At 52.6% G+C, this 15497-nt stretch carries 14 protein-coding genes; 10 read left to right on the top strand and 4 right to left on the bottom strand.

Features of this window, described 5'->3' with window-relative positions:
• Window positions 1-35: 35 nt before the first annotated feature.
• Window positions 36-1568 (bottom strand): SusD/RagB family nutrient-binding outer membrane lipoprotein, encoded by a 1533-nt coding sequence (locus BN8_RS01525; RefSeq protein ID WP_009280004.1) that lies wholly within the window; start codon window positions 1566-1568, stop codon window positions 36-38.
• A gap of 52 nt (window positions 1569-1620) precedes the next feature.
• A complete protein-coding gene (locus BN8_RS01520; protein WP_009280003.1) occupies window positions 1621-4893 on the bottom strand; it encodes a SusC/RagA family TonB-linked outer membrane protein in 3273 nt (1090 codons plus the stop codon).
• Window positions 4894-5412: 519 nt separating this feature from the next.
• Here BN8_RS01520 and BN8_RS01515 point away from each other — a divergent pair.
• On the top strand, window positions 5413-6564 hold the full coding sequence (locus BN8_RS01515) for a sigma-54-dependent transcriptional regulator (RefSeq protein ID WP_009280002.1): 1152 nt from the start codon (window positions 5413-5415) through the stop codon (window positions 6562-6564).
• 80 nt (window positions 6565-6644) lie between these two features.
• Here the strand turns inward: BN8_RS01515 and BN8_RS01510 are convergent, their stop codons facing one another.
• Window positions 6645-7721, bottom strand: coding sequence for an acyltransferase (locus tag BN8_RS01510; protein ID WP_009280001.1), 1077 nt, complete (start codon window positions 7719-7721; stop codon window positions 6645-6647).
• A 39-nt stretch (window positions 7722-7760) separates the two neighbouring features.
• Between BN8_RS01510 and BN8_RS01505 the strand changes: the two genes are divergently transcribed.
• Entirely contained in the window at window positions 7761-8309 is a 549-nt protein-coding gene (locus BN8_RS01505) for a hypothetical protein (RefSeq protein WP_009280000.1), read from the top strand.
• Window positions 8310-8318: 9 nt separating this feature from the next.
• Here BN8_RS01505 and BN8_RS01500 read toward each other — a convergent pair whose 3' ends face one another.
• Entirely contained in the window at window positions 8319-9557 is a 1239-nt protein-coding gene (locus tag BN8_RS01500) for a sensor histidine kinase (RefSeq protein WP_009279999.1), read from the bottom strand.
• Between the two features lie 290 nt (window positions 9558-9847).
• Between BN8_RS01500 and hemA the strand changes: the two genes are divergently transcribed.
• The 8 genes from hemA to BN8_RS01460 all read left to right on the top strand — a co-directional run bounded on the left by hemA (window position 9848) and on the right by BN8_RS01460 (window position 15474).
• Window positions 9848-11137, top strand: coding sequence for a glutamyl-tRNA reductase (hemA, locus tag BN8_RS01495; RefSeq protein WP_009279998.1), 1290 nt, complete (start codon window positions 9848-9850; stop codon window positions 11135-11137).
• 140 nt (window positions 11138-11277) lie between these two features.
• Window positions 11278-11871, top strand: coding sequence for a DUF4230 domain-containing protein (locus BN8_RS01490; protein ID WP_009279997.1), 594 nt, complete (start codon window positions 11278-11280; stop codon window positions 11869-11871).
• 141 nt (window positions 11872-12012) lie between these two features.
• Entirely contained in the window at window positions 12013-12573 is a 561-nt protein-coding gene (locus BN8_RS01485; protein ID WP_009279996.1) for a YqgE/AlgH family protein, read from the top strand.
• A gap of 84 nt (window positions 12574-12657) precedes the next feature.
• Window positions 12658-13269, top strand: coding sequence for a porin family protein (locus BN8_RS01480; protein ID WP_009279995.1), 612 nt, complete (start codon window positions 12658-12660; stop codon window positions 13267-13269).
• A 44-nt stretch (window positions 13270-13313) separates the two neighbouring features.
• Entirely contained in the window at window positions 13314-13790 is a 477-nt protein-coding gene (locus BN8_RS01475) for an NADH-quinone oxidoreductase subunit A (protein ID WP_009279994.1), read from the top strand.
• The gene (locus BN8_RS01470; protein WP_040005226.1) at window positions 13787-14341 is read left to right on the top strand and encodes a hypothetical protein; all 555 of its coding nucleotides are present in this window, start codon (window positions 13787-13789) and stop codon (window positions 14339-14341) included. Before BN8_RS01475 ends, BN8_RS01470 begins: the two co-directional genes overlap by 4 nt.
• Window positions 14342-14371: 30 nt before the next feature.
• Window positions 14372-14905: an NADH-quinone oxidoreductase subunit B gene (locus tag BN8_RS01465; protein WP_009279992.1), complete on the top strand. Its 534-nt coding sequence runs from the start codon at window positions 14372-14374 to the stop codon at window positions 14903-14905.
• Window positions 14906-14982: 77 nt separating this feature from the next.
• A complete protein-coding gene (locus tag BN8_RS01460) occupies window positions 14983-15474 on the top strand; it encodes an NADH-quinone oxidoreductase subunit C (protein ID WP_009279991.1) in 492 nt (163 codons plus the stop codon).
• Window positions 15475-15497 lie beyond the last annotated feature (23 nt).

The raw sequence follows: 15497 nt of genomic DNA, 5'->3' as shown, positions 1-15497 counted from the left end.
CCTGCTTTTCACTCGCGCATGATTAAAACGTATGGCTATTGTTTATCCCACCAGACGCGGGTGTCGAGGTTATCCGGTCCCTGGCGCGTGATGGCTTCGGTTACCTTGGCCAGGTTGACAGAAATTTCAAGGTCTGGGTACGACAACCGACGGATGAAATCACCTTTGATCTCCTTGCCTGGATACGGATTTGGCTTCAGGGCCGGGAACCCACTCCGGCGGAAGTTAGCAAACACCTCCGGCCCGTTCAGATACGACGCTACCCAGTACTGCGTGTTGATTAATTCCAACCCTCTGGCGGCAACGTACGGATTCGCCTGAAGATAAGTTGTTATGGCAGCCGCTGGTACGAGCGACGTTGCGTCATATTCGCCCAGTTGCTGCATGTGCGCCGTTATACCAGCATTATAAAAATCAGCTGGATTGCCGGTTGTCCAGCCACGTTGGGCGGCTTCGGCCAGCAGCAACTGCGTTTGGGCATACGTCACAAAGAACGTAGGTGCAAACTGGCTACCCATCCGCGTACGGTCCAACTGCGTATAATCGTAGAAGCTCGCCAGACCATCTTTGGTGGCCTGCGCCGGAATGGTACCGTTGTCGAAGCCGAGGGGCATACCAATCTGAATAGACGGGTCACGATTGGCGCGCGCAGCGGTTTGCTCCGGACCACTTTTGGCACCCACGTACCGTACCGCAATCGACCCCAGCCGGGGGTCTTTAGTCGTTTTTAAATAATCGACAAAGTTACCAGTCAGGTAGTAGTTAGCGGCTTCCGTCGAGTTGAGCGTAGCGCCTACTGGATTGGTGTAGTTGGCGTTGTTCCTGATAAAGGCGTTGTCGGCATTGCCCTGCATCAGTCCGCCCGCTACGGCTTTCTGCACGGTCGACTGGGCCAGGGTCGGATTGACCTTTACCAGCCGCATACCGGCCCGCAGCATTAGGGAATATCCCAGGCGTTTCCATTTAGTGATGTTACCACCATAGAGCACCTCACCGGCTTCGGTTGCCTTCTTGTCATCCAGGGCGGCCGTAGCCTCGGTCAGTTCCTTCAGGATGTCGTTGTAGATGCTTTCCTGCGTATCGTATTTGGGCGAAATGTTAGCCCCAATAAAGCCGAGACCGGCCTCCGAATACGGCACATCGCCATACGAATCCGTCAGCACCATTGAAATATATGACCGCCAGATTCGGGTCATGTTGTACAAATTCGACCGGTTTGGGTCTGCTTTGGTCTGATTCTGGACATCGATCAGGTAGCGCACTACGTCCCGGTAGTACCGCTGCCAGAGACCGGCATTCGGCCCGGTGGGCCCGCGGTTATCGATGTTAAAGTTTCCGCCGGCCAGTACCCCCGAGTTAGGCGAGAACATCTGCTGAACGATCGGATGTTCGAACACCAGCGTTGAGCCAGGGAACGTACTGTTGATCAACGCGTTGTTAAAGGTAAAAACAGGATTTAGCGCCGTAGCGGCCGTCGGGTTTATGTTGAGCTCATCAAACCCTTTTTCGCAACTGCTCGCCCCGAGAAGCAAGGCGATCGTCGATATTGACAACAATATTTTTTTCATAAACTATAGTTCGTTTAACCACCAGGTTGCGGCTATTGGACAACAGGTTTATTTAGAATCGTACGTTCAGGTTGAAACCAATGCTACGGGTGGTCGGCAGGCCGGTCGACTCCAGACCAACGAGGTTGTCGGAACTGAAGCCGAATGACTCAGGATCGATATTTGGCACCCATTTCTTCAGAATCGCTACGTTATTAGCCACAGCGTTCAGCCGTACACCTTTGATGAACAGCGATTTGGGCAGGAACTTGGTAAAGTCATAGCCAAGTGTAACCTGACGGAGCTTCCAGAAACCGGCATCATACACCACCTGCTCACCCAGGCTTTTTGAACGACCAACCGAGTAGTAGTCCTGCACGGTAGCCCGAACCGCGTTGGGTTCTAACCGCTCATTTACGCCAACACCCACCATTCGGTTGTCGGGATCGCCCCGCCCAACCAGCGTTTCCTTCTGAAGACCGTGGCGGAACAGGTTGAGGTTCGTACCCGACAGCATCTTACCACCCAGCTTGAAATCGATCAGGAACGACAAAGCGATACCACGGTAGTTAAAGCTATTGGTGATACCACCCACGTATTTTGGCAGGGCCGATCCAAACGAAATCGGCGTTGCCGTACGGTTAGGCAGGCCGTCGTTACCATGCACGATCTGGCCAACCAATCTACCGGAAGCGTCATAGTAAGGAGCTTGAGGATTGGTATTTTGTACACGGGCGTATCCGAAGCTATACAACTGACCCAGCGGCTTACCTACCACCTGCCGCAGATCGCCGATGAAGACCCCGTTACCAACGATGATCTGTTCCGGCTGGCCGTCTTTGTTATAGTCTTTCGCCGGCGAACCGTCATCATCGGTCAGCAGCTTCAACAGTTTGGTTTCATTGTAGGAACCGTTGAACGTTACGTCCCAGGAGAAGTCTTTGGTCCGGACCGGCGCGAAGCTCAGCAACAATTCAACGCCCCGGTTACGGCTCTGACCACTGTTGATCAGCGTATTCGTATAGCCCGACGCGTCCGACGACTGGGCTGCTACGATCTGGTCGCTCGTAATCTTGTTGTAGTACGTCAGGTCAATACCGAACCGGTTATTGAACAGCTTCAACTCCAGACCTACTTCCGCTTCGGCCGTACGGCTCGGTTTCAGCGTAGCACTCGGCACGGTATTCGACGTGATAAAACCAACGGGTTGTCCCTGACCGGCGGGGTTCGGGAACAGGTTTGCCGCCACGCCGTAGAACAGGTTGTTCGAGTACGGCGCTACGTCGCCATCGCTACCAACTTCCGCATAAGCCGCCCGAATCTTACCAAAGTTTACCCAGGCCGGCAGGGTGTTGAACGCCTGCGAGAACACAAAGCTACCCGTGACTGAGGGGTACAGGATGCTACGGTTACCCGGCGCGAGGGTAGAGAACCAGTCGTTACGAGCCGTGGCGTTGATGTACAGGTAGTCGTTGTACGAAAATTCGGCGGCTGCATACAGCGAATTTACTTTCCGTTCGCTCAGGCCGAAAGTGGGGTCTTTTACCCGACCGTTCTGGGGTACGTACAGCCCGCGCACGATGAAGTCCGTCACCTGCACACTGTTCAGGTCGCTCCGCCGATAGAGTTGGTTACCCCCGGCGTTGATGTTGACACCGAATTTACCGAACTGTCGGTTGGCTCCAATCAGGAAGTCGGCGTTGATCTCCCGGAACCGGCGAGCCTCCTGTACGTAAGCCCCGTTGACAAACCCGGCCGGTGCTGCCGCCAGCGACGCCTGACCGGTTGGGAAGTTGTAGTCCTGATCACGCGCCCAGAAGTCCTGACCGACGCGTCCTTGCAGATACAACCAGTCGGTGAAATTATAACGAGCCGTCAGGTTACCGAACAGGCGGTCCCGGCGGATGTTCTCAAACTTGTTGTTCAGGACGAAATACGGGTTCGTACGGTTCATGAAACGCGAGTACACAAACTCGTTGCCCGTAGCGGGATTGATCTGCTTGGCTTCCAGCAAATCGAGCGGCATAGAGTTCGCCAGCGTGTAAACGACCGTGGGCGTACTATTGTCCTGCTGAGCGATCTGGGGCGGGTTTTTGTTGTACTCGTTCGAATAGTTCATAGACCCCGTTACGTTCAGTTTCGGCGACAGGTTGTAGCTGAAACCCAAGTTAATCGTTTTCCGGTTGTAGGTGTTGTTACGGGTAATGCCTTTATTATCCGTATTGGACACCGATAGGTTAAAACCACCTTTTTCGTTACCCGACGAAACCGCTACGGAGTTCGTCCAGGTTGAACCGGTACGGTAGAATTTACGAATCCGGTCGTAAACGGGCTGATACGGCACCGTTACGCCATCGAAGAGTACCTGCGTCTGCCCGGCAAATCGCTCCCCAAAGCTCCATACGCCCGAGGTCGGGTTGGGCGCGGTAGGCCGAACGCCGTATTCCCCCTGGCCGTACTCGTACTGAAAGTCGGTGAAATCCAGCGGCTGATCGGTCGTGAAGTTCGTATTGTAGATCACGCCAATACCCTGACCGGCCGCCCTGGTCCGCGTCGTAATCAGGATAGCACCATCTTTCGCGCGTGATCCGTACAGAGCCGCGGCCGTACCGCCCTTCAGAACGGTCATTTGCTCAATATCATCCGGGTTGATCGACGACAGACCATCGCCCCCGTCCGAGTAGTTTCGGTCGCGGTTACCGATGGAGTTATCGCCCCCGGTATTACCGTTGTTCTGGCCGAAGTTGGTATTGTCGATGGGCACTCCATTCACGACAATGAGCGGGTTGTTTTGCCCCGAGAACGACGATTGCCCCCGAATCCGGATTTTACTCGTACCAGCGGCTCCTGTACCCAGGCTGGAGATGTTTACCCCCGCGATCTTCCCCTGCAGGGCATTCACGAAGTTCACCGTCCGGTTGGTGGTGATCTGTTCGGGGTTGACCGTGGCCGTGGCATACCCCAGGGTTTTGGCTTCTTTCTTGATACCCAGAGCCGTCACGACGACTTCGTTCAGGGCTTGTTCAGATTGTTGTAAGGTTACGGTAAGATTGGCACGGTTACCCACTTCCACCTCCTGCCCAACGAAACCAATGGCGCTGAAGATTAAGGTAGCATTTGCCGGGACATTCAGGGTAAAATTACCGTTGGCATCGGTAGTCGTACCGGTTTGGGTGTTTTTTAGCAGGATGTTAACACCCGGAATTGCCTGCTGATCGGAACCAGACACAACGCGTCCGGTCACCCGCCGGTCCTGAGCATAGCTCGTTACCGCTAACCCCAATACCGCCCAGAGCAACAGGGGTAGTATAGAGCCTCGTTTTGAAATAAAGTAGAGTTGTATCATGGGTTTGGAACATGAAGAATTAATCAAATAAGGCAATTTTATCTGCTTTTTTTACCAGAAACCAAACCTACTTAAATTTTACTGTAAAAACACATCAAAATTGTTAAATCTTTTACAGGATGGTTTATAAGAAATTTTATAAATACTACTGAATATCAAGCCTATATGATTTCAGACTATGCCAAATTTGTAGTTATTTTTACGGATATTGTATACTGCTAAATGTATCTCTTTCACTTAAAATAGTATCACAAATCTTTGCTTTATTACAATTTAGACTTAAATTTTTAAATAAATTTGTTAGATTTTAACTCGTCTGGGTAACAGCCAACTATTACTCACCAGGAGCCCGACAACTCAATGTTATGGTATGTGAATTCTTATTGCGCAGTTGTATCATCGGCTCATTTATTAATAAGTTGCGAATAAAAATTTAAATTGTGCTTGTGTTGACAGAACCTATCCGTTTACTTTCCACCGCAATCTTCAGAATTCATAACCGCGCCACCATTTGTATTTATGGCCAGATTAATAATCGTTGACGACGAAAAGAGTATCCGGGCTGCCCTCCGTGACATTTTAGAATATGAAGGCTACGAAGTCGACGAAGCTAAAGATGGCGAAGAAGGCCTGGACATGATTCTTAAATCCAGCTACGATGTTGCGCTCTGCGACATCAAAATGCCCAAAATGGATGGCCTCGAATTGCTGCTTAAATCCAGTCAGGCTGAAAAAGGAACTCAGTTTGTGATGATCTCGGCCTTCGGTAATGTGGAGAATGCCGTTGAAGCTACCAAACGGGGTGCCTTCGATTTTATCACCAAGCCACCCGATCTGAACCGCCTGCTCGTTACGGTCCGCAACGCCATTGAACGGTCGAAACTGGTGCAGGAGACAAAAACCCTGAAACGGCGCATCTACAAGCTCAACGAGATCGTTGGCGATTCTGAGCCAATCCGAAAGGTCAAGGAAACCATCAACCGGGTAGCGGCTACCGAAGCCCGGGTGCTGATCACCGGGCCGAATGGCTCCGGTAAAGAGATGGTTGCCAAGCAGATCCACGAAAAAGGCAACCGGGCCACCATGCCGCTGGTCGAAGTAAACTGCGCGGCCATTCCCGGCGAGTTAATCGAGAGCGAACTGTTTGGTCACGAAAAAGGTGCCTTTACGGGTGCCCACGCCCGGCGAGTGGGCAAATTCGAGCAGGCTGATGGCGGTACACTGTTCCTCGACGAGATCGGCGACATGAGCCTGTCGGCGCAGGCCAAGGTGTTGCGGGCGTTGCAGGAAAGCAAGATTACACGCGTCGGGGGCGACAAGGAAATTAAGGTTAACGTTCGGGTGATTGCGGCTACCAACAAAGACCTGCGTCAGGAGATTGCCAACGGTAACTTCCGCGAAGACTTGTTCCACCGCCTGAGTGTCATTCCGATCCACGTGCCGCCCCTGGCTGAGCGTCGCTCCGATATTCCGCTGCTGGCCGACAAATTCCTGCAGGACATTGCGAACGAATACGGCTCTCCGGCCAAAGACATTGACCCCGCTGGTATGGCGTACCTGCAATCGCTCCCCTGGACTGGTAACGTCCGCGAGCTACGCAACGTCGTCGAACGCCTGGTAATCATGTGTGGCGACATCATCACCCTCGATGATGTGAAGTTGTATGCTTAAATAAGGGGAGAAAAGGGAGGAAAGGAATTCAAGGGCCCCTTCCTCCTCTCCTCCCTTTTCTCCTCCTTTCCTCCCCCCTTTTATACCACCATCAAATTACATCCCCGGATGTCGGAGTTGTCGAAGCGGCCGATCACGCGAAACGCGCCTTCAGTGCCAACGTACTGGCCCAGGTCCTGCGTTTCGATGAACGAGCAGGAGTCCAAATTAGCCAGATCGATTACGTTGATGCCGCCCGTCTGGGTTTGTCGAACCGCCTGACCGGGCGCAAACAGGTGGAATGGATCGTTGATGTCGCGCAGGAACACCCGCAACGTAGCACTTGGTTCGAATACTCCCTCCCCTTTTGAATACGCCTGCGACAACAGTTCAGTCATACCGTATTCGGAGTGGATAGCCGGAACGCCCAGCCGACTGGTCAACATCTGATGCACTTCCTCGCGGAGGAGTTCCTGTCGGCGTCCTTTCATACCACCCGTTTCCATCACCACCAATTTTTCGATTAAATCAGCAGGCAATGATACGTCGGCATTCGATTCGGCCCAATCGAGCAAGGCAAACGTAACACCGATGAGCAGCACCTTCCGTCTATCAGGCGCAGTCCGCAGTTGGTGCAACCGCTCGGTTAACTCCTCCACGTTATGGAGGTAAAATCCCGATTGGCTGGAACCCGTTTTGGCCATAAATTGCTGAACCATATACACCAGCGACGAGTTATTTCGTTCAAGGTAAGACGGCAGCAGAGCCAGTATGTGAAAGTCGGTGAGCGGACCGTATGTTTGCTCAAAGATTCGGGTGCTGATGGCATCGTACAAAGCAGCATCAGGCACGTAGTGCCGGCTGGTCTGCGAGCCGGTTGTGCCACTGCTGGCGAAGGTGACGGCCGTATCGGGTGGCGTTTCGATCCCGGTCAGCACGGCGTGGCGCTTGAAAAAGCCGATCGGCATGAACGGTATCTGCGACAGCCTCGAAACCTGCTCAGGCCGAACGCGCAGGTGACCCAGATACGTAGCATAGACCGGATTATGAGCCGCCTGGTAGTAAAACACCGCCAGGGCCAGCGAATCAAAGTCGGCTGCGGCAGCGTTCAGAATGCGCGTTCGAAGCGTTTGCCGCTGGGCAGCCACTTCGGCGGAGAATAAACGAGAATCAGACAATTGTAAAACAGCTTTTTATTGCGTTACCGATACAACAGTATGCAACGGCGACAAATTCACCAGGGTCTCTTCATAATAGGGTTAGCCTTATCGCTGACGGCCTGCTTCAACGAGCCGGACTTTCCAAACTCCCCTGAGATTGAGTATAAGGAAGTGACTCCGCCTTTTTTCATTCCCGGGGGAACGGGCATCGGACAGGCTGCCCGTGACTCGGTTATTATCACCATCGGTTTTAAGGACGGCGATGGTGACCTCGGTGATAATATTCCGCTTGATACCGCCACGCAGAATCGGTATCTACGAAATGGTAACTGGGGCAATTACCGGATTCGAACGTTCAAGGTGGTCAGAGGTCAGGAACAGGAAGTCCAGCTAACTGAAAACAATTTCCTGGTATTTCCCCGACTGACCCGTGAGGGACAGAAAGGCCCGATTGAAGGAACGCTCGAATTCCGACAAATCTATTTCTATACCTCGGCTTCCAGAAAATACCCTGTACGGTTCAGAATACAGATTCGTGACCGGGCGCTCAACGTCAGCAACGAAATCGAAACGGATACCGTCAGCGTTCCGCTACTGGAGCAATAGCGCGTTATTTCACGTTTTTTCAACTGTTGAAAGCTGTGGTTGCACAGCTTTCGTTGTTTGTTCAGTCTTCAATACAATCCGGAACGTAGTGCCTTTCCCCACTTCCGAGTGTTTGACAAAGAGTTTGCCGTTGTGATATTCCTCCACGATCCGCTTGGCCAGCGTCAGGCCCAGTCCCCAGCCCCGCTTTTTAGTACTGTAGCCTGGCGAGAACACTTTCTGTAGGTTCGCTTTTGAAATCCCCTTACCCGTATCGGTGATGTCGATGCCAATTTCCTGGTGCGGCAGCAGCAGCATATTGATCCGTAACGCCCCAACGCCCCCCATCGCATCAACGGCATTTTTACAGATGTTTTCAATCACCCACTCAAACAGCAGTTTGTTAATCTTCACCATCTGCCCAGCCGGCAACTGACTCGTCACGGTCATGTTAACCTTGGTCGAAATACGTCTGGCCAGGTAGTCGGTAAACTGAAACACAACCTCGCTCAGGTTTTCTTCCTTCAACGTAGGAATTGAGCCAATGCTGGAGAAACGAGCCGTGATGGTTTCCAGTCGCCGGACGTCCTTTTCTAGTTCGTCAGTAATGCTCTCGTCGTACTGCTGCGGATCGGAGCGCATGTACTCCACCCAGGCCATCAGCGACGACATGGGCGTACCGAGCTGGTGCGCCGTTTCCTTGGCCAGTCCCACCCAGACGCGGTTCTGCTCAGCCCTCCGCGACGAACTGAAGGCCAGATAAGCCAATACGCCCAGCACCCCGAGAATGACCAGCAGGGCATATGGAAAATATCGTAATTGACGTAACAACGTTGAATTGTTGAAGTAGACTAAACCACGTCGCCCTCCGCCCACTTCTACCACAATCGGTACATGGCTTTCCCGCATTTCTGCCTTTTTACTACGCAGAAATTGCTGTTGTTGCTCTGGCGTACCCTCTGGAAGTTCAAAATTTCGATAGATAGAGATATTACCTTCTGGATCAACATAGATAGCCGGCACCGAATGATTAACCGTCAGAATCTCGTTCGTTACAAACGTTATATCGCCCGAGTTGTTATGAGACGGATCAACGAGATAGGATATGGCTTTGGCGTAGAGTTGGACGTAACGCTCCTCGCGTTCTTCCAGCCGGTTAATAAGCCGGTTAGTGTATAGCAATGACGCCGTTCCAACCAGCAGTAGATTCAGCGCAACGATGATTTTCAGAACGTTGTTCTGATTATATATATCAAATGACTTAAGCATAAGGCTTTGCTATTCACTTCATCGGGCGACCTGCCTGTTTCAACGGACAATCTATACGGTTGATAACGAAATTACTAGGCAATTGATAACGAAAAAACGTACTTCATGGTGCATTTCAGAACGCACAGCCCGGCTGTTGTGTTCTGTTTATAGTAGAATTTAAGTAAGAAATCGGCCTGATTATTTATACAATTTCTAAATAACCAAACCGATTGCCCAGAACGTTTCACGTCCAGCGATTGTGCAGTAATTTTGTGCTGGCTAAAGGTCAATTAGCGTCAGTTGAAAGTATGTTAGACACTTTTAAATCAATTAGTTTATCCCATAAGACGGCACCTCTCCGTGTGCGGGAGCTAATTGCATTGAACGAAGAGGAAGCCAAGCGATTAATGCTTCGGCTGCGCGACTTTTTCGGGTTGTCCGATCTTCTCGTTATTTCCACCTGTAACCGTACGGAAGTTTATTACGCGTTTGACCAGGACCTGAACGCCGACATTGCCCGGCTGTTACTGATTGAGAAGGGACTAACCGATACCGACCAGTACCTGCCTTATTTTCAGTTGTTCAGTGCCCACGACGACGCGGTGCGTCACTTGTTTGAGGTATGTGTCGGACTGCACTCGCAGGTAGTTGGCGATATGCAGATTCCTAACCAGGTGAAGCAGTCCTACCAATGGTCGGCAGATCTGGACATGGCCGGGCCATTTCTGCACCGGCTGATGCACACGATTTTCTTCACCAACAAGCGGGTCGCCCAGGAAACATCGTTCCGCGGCGGGGCCGCTTCGGTTTCGTACGCAGCCGTTGAGCTGATTGAGGAACTGGTTGGCACTCACCAGAATCCGAACGTACTGGTGATCGGTCTGGGTGAGATCGGCACAGATGTGTGCAAGAACCTGGCTGATCATAGCCTGAAAAATATTACGCTTTGCAACCGTACCTATGCCAAGGCAGAAGCAATGGCGGCCGAATACGGTTTTCGGGTGGCAAACTTCGACAACCTGACCGATGAGATTCGGAAAGCCGATGTTATCATCTCGTCAGTGATGCGCGATGAGCCGCTTATTACGCCGACGTTGCTGCATGATCTGAACGTACTGACGTACAAATATTTCATTGATCTGTCGGTACCGCGCAGTGTTGATGCGGCCGTTGAGCAGATTCCGGGCGTGCTGGTTTACAACATCGACCATATCCGGAACCGAGCCGACGAAGCCCTGAACCAGCGGCTGGCTGCTATTCCGCAGGTCGAAGCCATTATTACCCAGTCACTGATTGAATTCGGGGATTGGTCGAAAGAGATGATCGTTTCGCCGACGATCAACAAGCTCAAAAACGCCCTGGAGCAAATCCGCCGGGACGAGATTGCCCGCCATCTGAAGCACCTGACCACCGAAGAGTCGGAGAAGATAGATAAAATTACGCGGGGCATCATGCAGAAGATCATCAAGCTGCCCGTGCTGCAACTGAAGGCAGCCTGCAAACGCGGTGAAGCCGAAACCTTGATCGACGTTCTGAACGACCTGTTTGATCTCGAGCGCCAGCCCGCTGCTGATGCAGAGCATAAGCGCACGTACTAAGCCATATAATGTTGTTTAAGGAGCCCCGGGTCAGCCTTGATCCGGGGCTTTTCTTTATACGCAGCTTATCAAAAATAAAGCTCGATTTGGATGAAAAAGCCTTTCAAATTCGTTATATCAACGTTACCTGACGCATACGAATGTCCCGACTCATCAATGCCCTGCTTCGTGTCTTTCTGCTGGCGGTTCTTGTCGCCGGTCTGGTTGCGGTATGGGAGCAGGTTCGTACCAGCGAGTACCTGAGCCGCTTTCGGCGTAATGATTCGGTGAACCAGAGCGTTATTATTCGGGAAATTACCTCACTGGGACGACTCGAACTGGTCAAGTACACCTTCCGGGATATCGTCGAGCATGAGCAGAATAAAACCTTCTGGCCTAATTCCAGCGCTGTCCTGATCGTGGAAGGTGAAGCAACGGGTTGTCTCGACCTGACGAAGATCAAACCCGACGATATTCGTATCGAAGGCGATTCTGTTGTCGTACACCTGCCCCGCCCTGAGCTGTGTGGCTGGAAGGTCAACCACGACCGGTCGCGGGTATATGACACCCGGTTTGCGTTTCTGGATGAATCGCAACTGGTGAGTGACGCCTACCGCCAGGCCGAGCGACAGATTCGGCAATCGGCGCTGCGCAGCAACATCCTGGAACAGACTCGCCAGAATGCCGCTCCCCTGCTGCGGCCACTGCTCGAACGAGTGTCAGGCCGCAAGGTGGTGCTGGTGTTCCAACCCTGATTAATCCGGCCGGGTCTTTAGTGTGGACACCAGGTTCGTCCATTCAGAAACATTATATGAAGGAAATTCATATTTCCGGCATTTTTCGATAACATCGGCTTAGTAAAGCCGGTTTTTTAGGCAGACAACAATGCTACGCTTATGAACACCCATACGCCCCCTGTTACGAACGGAAATCTGTTAGTTGCCGAGCCTTTCCTGGGCGACTCCAATTTTGAGCGTAGTGTTGTGCTGGTATGCGAACACAGTGAAGCCGGTACCTTTGGGCTCGTCATGAATCAGCAGACTAACCTGCATCTGAGCGACGTAATTGAGGATATTTATGCCGATGTACCCCTGTTTGTGGGCGGACCAGTACAACAAAACACCCTTCATTTTATTCACCGCCGTCCCGACCTGATCGATAATTCGATCCGGATTATGGAGGGTTTGTTCTGGAGTGGCGATTTTGATGAAATTAAGCGGGCTGTTAATCTAGGTACCCTCACCGAACGCGACGCCCGGTTCTTTGTCGGTTACTCGGGCTGGAGCGAAGGCCAACTGGAAGATGAGCTTGAGCAGAAAGCCTGGATCGTGACCCGGACCGATGCTGATTTCCTGTTCGATACCCCTTCCGATCAGTTCTGGCGGGGTGTACTGAAGCGCATGGGGGGCGAATACAAAGCCATTGCCAACTACCCGGTCGACCCGCGGTTAAATTAACTCGGTCACCTTTAACTTTTTTTAACCAATTTTGTCGGCTAACCAAGCGTTATGGGAAGGTTATCCCCGTCCTGACATTCAATTATGCGCAGCAACCGACTACTCGTTTTTGTCTTTTTCCTTGTTTCCCCCCTGCTGGCCCGAGCGCAGAGCAATAATCCCCGAGGTGGCCACTTTGGCCTTAAAGCGGGGCCGACGCTTACGCAACTGGCCGTTTCGGGTATAAGTCCTTACATTCCCAAACGTACGCTGGACCCTCATCTGGGCGTAATGTATCGATACCGCTTCCAGCGTTTTGTGCTTCAGCCGGAGCTTCTTCTTTCCAGCAAGGGCGGTAGCTTCCAGATCGAACGGCTTGGCCAGCGCGAAACCATCCGGAACCGGTATTTGTACGCCAGCGTCCCGGTGCTGCTGGGTTTTATCCCGACCGAAGGTATAACGCTTCAGGCGGGTCCTGAATTTAGCTATGCCCTCAACGCGGGCCAGACAAACGGCCCCGGTAACCGCACTGATGTTGGTATCGCCGTGGGCGCTCACTATGATTTCCTGGATTTTCTCGACAAATTCAGCCTGCATGTCCGGTATGTATACGGCCTGAACAACGTATCGCCAGAGCCGCTGGCAACCTACAAAAACCGAACGCTGCAGGTAGGCATTGTGTATAATCTGTACCCTAAAGAGAAAAAGAAAAACTGATGGGCGGGACATCCCCCTTCATCGGGCACTAACTTTCCCTGAACATGCTCTCCGACTTCGGCATCATTCTGCTGTTCATTCTGGCCGCCTTCGCGTTCATTGCCGTTGTGCTCTTTGTGGCACGGCTGCTCCGGCCCCACCGCCCAAATCCGGAAAAGAACAGTACGTATGAATCGGGCGAGGAGCCAATCGGAAATGCCAATATCCAGTTCAACATCCGGTACTACGTAGTAGCGCTGGTCTTCGTGCTGTTCGATGTCGAACTGGTTTTTCTGTTTCCGTGGGCCACCGTGTTTGGCCAGGCCAGGCTCATCAACGAGACCAACGGCACCTGGGGCTGGTTCGCTTTGACAGAAGCCGTTTTGTTCGTGGTTATTCTGGGCCTGGGTCTGGCGTACGTATGGGCCAAAGGTTACCTCGACTGGGTAAAACCGCAGCCCAAAATTCCTCAAGTCGATACGAACGTACCAGCGGATCTGTACCAGCGGATCAACGACAAGTACAGCCGCCCACAACGTTGATAAAGTCCACGATCCTGACACTGTTCTTGTTGCTGACAGGCTCAATAACGCTGGCGCAGTCGTCGGAAGTAGACGCATACCTGGTTCGGGTGGTGATGACGAACGGTGGCCGCCTGCAGGGCGTACTGGCCGATGTTGATGAAACAGCCCTGCTGATTGATAATGCACCCAATGGCTCGTGGCAATGGCGGTCGGGCGGTCGCGTCCCCCTGGCCCTGGTCAGAAAGATTGTGCTGAAACGGGCTAGTAATCACCGGTACACCCTTCAGGGAGCTATCATTGGCGGTTTGCTTACGGGTTTGGTAGTTGTTCGGTCGGCCCGGAAAAGTCCATTCCGTAGTCCAACTCTGTACGGTATTAATCTGGTGATGGGCATAGGGGGCGGGGCCGCGACCGGTGCGTTGCTGGGTCACGCCGTCAGCGGGAGTGGTCGGCGGGTTATCCGACCATTGAAACGCGATCAGGCCGACCAGAATGAGAACCTCCGCCGACGACTCCTGCCTTTCACGTACCGCTACCAGCAGGAGCAACTGAACTACCCGCAACCCTGAAACGTTTGTCATTACGTAGCTTTAGTACTCATGAATCCATCCAACAAATCCGGCGAAGCCAGTGTATTTTTTATCACCTCCGAGGAGTTACTGAACTGGTCGCGGTCCTCGTCGCTGTGGCCGCTGACGTTCGGTCTGGCCTGCTGCGCGATCGAGATGATGGGGGCTATGGCGTCTAACTACGACCTTGAGCGCTTCGGTATCTTTCCGCGGCCTTCGCCCCGGCAGTCGGACATTATGATTGTGTCAGGAACCGTAACCTATAAGATGGCCGACCGGATTCGGCGGCTGTACGAGCAGATGTCGGAGCCGCGCTACGTCATCTCGATGGGTTCCTGCGCCAACTGCGGTGGCCCGTACTGGCAGCATGGCTATCACGTGGTCAAAGGCGTCGACAAGATCATTCCCGTCGATGTATACGTACCCGGCTGTCCTCCGCGACCTGAAGCGCTGATCGACGGTTTTCTAAAATTGCAGGAGAAGATTCGAGCCGAACACCCGCTGACTGGTGACAAGCCAACACCAGCGATACCCACCCCCGCCGAAGAGAACAAGACGGCTTAAATAGGCTTAGTTTTAGTCGGCTGTTGGGTTTGTTAGCCCCCCGCAGCAACCCCGATACCAATCCATTCGAATAACGCATGACCTTTACTGATATACAGGCCCTACTCGAAGACCAGTTTGGTCAGATTTTTCAGGTAAGTACGCAGAACCCACAGCCGTATCTTGTCGTTCCGACTGATCGATTAGTTGACGTGTGTCAATTCCTGCGCGATGATAACCGGCTATTTTTTGATCTGCTGGCCTGCGTTACAGCCATCGACAACGGCCCGGCAACCGCCACGATGGACGTAATTTACAACCTCACGTCAATCCCGTACGAGCAGAACCTGTCTCTCTACGTGACTGTCCCGCGCAACCAGGCGGGGGAACCGCTTCCGAGTGTACCGAGCGTTACATCGATCTGGCGAACGGCCGACTGGCACGAACGCGAAGCATTTGACCTGGTTGGCATCCGCTTCGAGGGGCACCCTGACCTCCGCCGAATTCTGCTGCCCACCGACTGGGTTGGGCATCCACTCCGAACGGATTATCAGGAAATAGACGAATATCACGGCATCCGCAATCAGTAATCCTTTGTCAATCGGCAGTTTTG

This window comes from Fibrisoma limi BUZ 3 (assembly GCF_000296815.2).
Classification (GTDB): domain Bacteria; phylum Bacteroidota; class Bacteroidia; order Cytophagales; family Spirosomataceae; genus Fibrisoma; species Fibrisoma limi.
This window is presented reverse-complemented; position numbering and strand designations above follow the sequence as displayed.

What these genes read in the sequence shown, in the direction of transcription:
- BN8_RS01485 (WP_009279996.1), top strand. Translation starts at nt 12,013, where the DNA reads ATGAACACCCATACGCCCCCTGTTACGAACGGAAATCTGTTAGTTGCC.
- BN8_RS01465 (WP_009279992.1), top strand. Translation starts at nt 14,372, where the DNA reads ATGAATCCATCCAACAAATCCGGCGAAGCCAGTGTATTTTTTATCACC.
- BN8_RS01505 (WP_009280000.1), top strand. Translation starts at nt 7,761, where the DNA reads ATGCAACGGCGACAAATTCACCAGGGTCTCTTCATAATAGGGTTAGCC.
- BN8_RS01500 (WP_009279999.1), bottom strand. Translation starts at nt 9,557, where the DNA reads ATGCTTAAGTCATTTGATATATATAATCAGAACAACGTTCTGAAAATC.
- BN8_RS01525 (WP_009280004.1), bottom strand. Translation starts at nt 1,568, where the DNA reads ATGAAAAAAATATTGTTGTCAATATCGACGATCGCCTTGCTTCTCGGG.
- hemA (WP_009279998.1), top strand. Translation starts at nt 9,848, where the DNA reads ATGTTAGACACTTTTAAATCAATTAGTTTATCCCATAAGACGGCACCT.
- BN8_RS01490 (WP_009279997.1), top strand. Translation starts at nt 11,278, where the DNA reads ATGTCCCGACTCATCAATGCCCTGCTTCGTGTCTTTCTGCTGGCGGTT.
- BN8_RS01515 (WP_009280002.1), top strand. Translation starts at nt 5,413, where the DNA reads ATGGCCAGATTAATAATCGTTGACGACGAAAAGAGTATCCGGGCTGCC.
- BN8_RS01475 (WP_009279994.1), top strand. Translation starts at nt 13,314, where the DNA reads ATGCTCTCCGACTTCGGCATCATTCTGCTGTTCATTCTGGCCGCCTTC.
- BN8_RS01460 (WP_009279991.1), top strand. Translation starts at nt 14,983, where the DNA reads ATGACCTTTACTGATATACAGGCCCTACTCGAAGACCAGTTTGGTCAG.
- BN8_RS01480 (WP_009279995.1), top strand. Translation starts at nt 12,658, where the DNA reads ATGCGCAGCAACCGACTACTCGTTTTTGTCTTTTTCCTTGTTTCCCCC.
- BN8_RS01520 (WP_009280003.1), bottom strand. Translation starts at nt 4,893, where the DNA reads ATGATACAACTCTACTTTATTTCAAAACGAGGCTCTATACTACCCCTG.